The 1112-nt window shown below is 67.7% G+C and carries 1 protein-coding gene; it reads left to right on the top strand.

Annotation, left to right across the window (positions count from 1 at the left end):
• Nucleotides 1-118: 118 nt before the first annotated feature.
• Nucleotides 119-1112 (top strand): IS481 family transposase (locus Aru02nite_RS36270; RefSeq protein WP_203665081.1); only part of this gene is annotated, 994 nt, incomplete at its 3' end.

The raw sequence follows: 1112 nt of genomic DNA, 5'->3' as shown, positions 1-1112 counted from the left end.
TAGGTGTGATGTCCGGGGAGGTTGTACCGCTTTCGGCGGCGTGTAGGGGCTGACAGGTGAAGGCCTCCGGTTGTGAAGTGGAGCTGTCGAGGAACCGCTTCACACCCTGGAGGCCTTCGTGTCTCACGTTAACGCGATGCTGACCCCACGCACCCGGCTGCGGCTAGCCTGTCTGGTCGTCGAGCAGGGCTGGACCTACGCGGCGGCGGCGACCATGTTCATGGTCGCGCCCAGGACCGCGAAGAAATGGGCCGACCGTTACCGCGCCGAAGGATCGGCCGGCATGGCTGATCGCAGCTCCCGCCCGCATCACAGCCCGACCAAGACCCGACCCGAACTCGTGCGGCAGATCGTGCGGCTACGGTGGCGCCACCGGCTGGGACCCGTCCAGATCGCCGGCCGCACCGGGATACCGGCCTCCACCGTGCATGCGGTGTTGACCCGCTGCCGGCTCAACCGGCTGACCCGGCTGGATCGGGTCACCGGCGAGCCGCTACGCCGCTACGAACACGACCACCCCGGCTCGCTGATCCACGTCGATGTCACCAAGTTCGGCAACATCCCCGACGGCGGCGGCCACCGGTTCCTCAGCCGCGAACAGGGCAAACACCACGCCCGACTGACAGCCCACCGAACCGGCCAACGAGGCGGCAACTACCGACCAGCGATCGGCACCGCGTTCGTGCACACCGTCATCGATGACCACACCCGCCTGGCCTACGCCGAAATCTGCGCCGACGAGAAAGCCCGCACCGCCATCGGCGTGTTGCAGCGGGCTGTGGCCTGGTTCGCCGACCACGGCATCACCGTCGAACGCGTGTTGTCCGACAACGGGTCGGCCTACAAGTCCCACGCCTGGCGCGACGCCTGCCACGACCTCACCATCACACACAAACGGACCCGCCCCTACCGGCCTCAAACCAACGGCAAAGCAGAACGCTTCCACCGCACCCTCGCCGACGGCTGGGCCTACGCCCGCTTCTACCCCACCGAGACCCAACGCCGCGCCGCGCTCCCCGCCTGGCTCCACTTCTACAACCACCACCGCCCCCACTCCTCACTCGGAGGACGGCCACCAGCCACCCGACTGACCAACCTGCCTGAACATCACA

Source organism: Actinocatenispora rupis, assembly GCF_016861975.1.
Classification (GTDB): domain Bacteria; phylum Actinomycetota; class Actinomycetes; order Mycobacteriales; family Micromonosporaceae; genus Actinocatenispora; species Actinocatenispora rupis.
The sequence above is the reverse complement of the archived record's forward strand: the minus strand, read 5'-3'. Positions and strand labels throughout refer to the sequence as shown.